This is a genomic window from Infirmifilum sp. (genome assembly GCF_049970975.1).
GTDB lineage: Archaea > Thermoproteota > Thermoprotei > Thermofilales > Thermofilaceae > Thermofilum > Thermofilum uzonense.
Genome location: NZ_JBMFLX010000179.1, coordinates 1 through 2,049 on the forward strand (window position 1 = coordinate 1; position 2,049 = coordinate 2,049).

Annotated in this window: 3 protein-coding genes; all 3 read left to right on the forward strand. The window is 45.6% G+C overall.

The annotated features are described in order from the left end of the window. The first annotated feature begins 445 nt into the window (after window positions 1-445). Window positions 446-607 carry a hypothetical protein gene (locus ACP5KC_RS10275; protein ID WP_428287522.1) on the forward strand — a complete coding sequence of 54 codons (162 nt, stop codon included), beginning with the start codon at window positions 446-448 and terminating at the stop codon, window positions 605-607. Window positions 608-705: 98 nt separating this feature from the next. Beyond that, on the forward strand, window positions 706-1,584 hold the full coding sequence (gene cmr4, locus ACP5KC_RS10280) for a type III-B CRISPR module RAMP protein Cmr4 (protein ID WP_428287523.1): 879 nt from the start codon (window positions 706-708) through the stop codon (window positions 1,582-1,584). Window positions 1,585-1,594: 10 nt separating this feature from the next. Then, window positions 1,595-2,049: type III-B CRISPR module-associated protein Cmr5 (gene cmr5, locus ACP5KC_RS10285; protein ID WP_428287524.1), on the forward strand; the 455-nt coding region annotated here is incomplete at its 3' end.

The window sequence follows — 2,049 nt, forward strand, 5'->3', positions numbered from 1 at the left end:
AAAGGCCTCGATCGGTAGAGTAATTAACGACAAGATTTACGACATAAATGTCTCCACGCCAGCCTAATGTTCACAATGGTTGCATTGCATAGAAGAGAGGATCCATTTGAGGCAACTCACTCGTCTTTGCTCCTACCTCCAGACTGTAAGAGGATTAAAAACAAGTTCTTTACAATAAGCATCCTTTGAGAGCTCTCTCCCCACTAATGCAATAATTGCCTGATATAATTACATTAATAATGTAATTACTTGGTGGCATATATTCTAAGAACAGTATCCTTGTCTTGATTGGTTTTTGAGCAGTGTACACTCGATAATCCCTCGATAATCCCCCAACGAGCCCAACCCACTCCAGAAACACACGTTCATCAATCGTTGATAGTCATCGCGCTTACCACAACTTAACACAGATGTATAACGGTTTAAGTTTTACCCTTAGCTCCAAGTGACCGAACCGGGAGAACCCAGGAAACCATTCACGGGAAGCCTTAGGAAAGTTGAACGCTTGATGTCCGTCGACAAGGACAGGACAATGCAATGTATGGCGAGACCCTTGGTTCGAAGCCGCGACATACGAGAAGACCATGATGTTGAGCAGATCTCATGAATCTAGCTCTAGAATTATTACAAATTAAATAGAAAATGTACACTATAAACTTTTTGTAAGAAATTTTTAAATAGATCAGGCTCTCTACAATAAATTGTATGGGGGCCACTTTTAAACAGAGCCTCATCTTTTTTAAAGCCGTAACACCGACACACCCAGGCTATGCAAAAGGAGCCCTAGACTTCGTCGATCAACCCGTACAACGAGACGAGTTCGGTTTTCCCTGCATATGGGCCAGTAGCTTAAAAGGGGCGGTCCGCTCAATGCTTTCGAGGACTCAAGAATCAAATGCATGCCTCAAGCTCGCGCTGGGACCACCCCCCACAGAGGCACACGAGCACTCCTCTCTAACAAGTTTCCTTGATGTGAGGCTACTCCTGTTTCCAACAAGAAGTCTCAAGGGGGTCTGGACGTATGCGACTAGCCCCCACTTCATCGGCTACCTGGCAACTTACCTTGAAGCCTTGGGGAAAAATGATAAAGCTACCCAACTACTTCAAAATTTGAGGAATATAAGCACCCCGGCTACTTCTCGGAAGGATATACTTCTTGACGGTCAGCTAGCCATATTAAACGAACTAGACGTAAAAGATATAAAAATCGACGAAAACCTCCCTATATCTTTGTTCGAGAAAATCCTGCCAGAGGAGCTACTAGCTCACGTGAAGAGTAGAGGTGTAGTTTTAGTTGAGGATGATTTAATAGTCGACCTCGTGCGAAGAGGAATGTTCATACAGTATAGGGTAAGGCTAAAGGAAAATGAAAAAACCGTTGATCAAGGACCATGGCTAGAGGAATACATCCCCCAGGAGACCATACTTTTCACAGCTTTGATCTGTCGACCACTCCTTAAAAACGAAAAATGCAGCGAACCCTGCGACTGGCTCTACAACAACTTGAAAAATAAAGTCCTGTGGCTTGGAGGCAACGAAACCCTAGGCAAGGGCCTCTTAAAGCTTTACCTCGTAGACGCCTAGGTGGGTCGCCTTGAGCATAAGCGAGAAGGAAGTTATGGAGCTCGCCCTTAACGCTGTCGAGGCAGTCACCACCAAATGCAGTGAAGATGTGAAAAGCAGCTTCAGGGCGAGAGCAAGGAACATGATATCTGACCTGTTTACGAGCGGGGCGAGCTATGTTATCACCGTGGCAGCCGCCCGTAGCAGCGCCTACGCTTTAGAGACAGCGTTGTCCGTGAAGGACGTCGGGGAAATAACGAGAATATGCGAGGACCATGACTATTCTAAAAAGCTCGGCGTTGAAAAGAGTGATGATAAGGGATACGCAATTTACGGCTCACTCCTCCTATACGTTTTAAAGAAGGCAGGGATCCTCAGTTCAAACAAGTTGAGTGAAGCCATCAGGGAACTCCAAGGGAACACATACGCCGAGAAAATACTTGCTAGAATGGCAATATGGCTGAAGAGGTTCGCGGAGGCGTACAT

Excerpts from the sequence above, each read along its gene's own strand:
- cmr4 (WP_428287523.1), top strand. The coding sequence starts at position 706 with ATGGGGGCCACTTTTAAACAGAGCCTCATCTTTTTTAAAGCCGTAACA.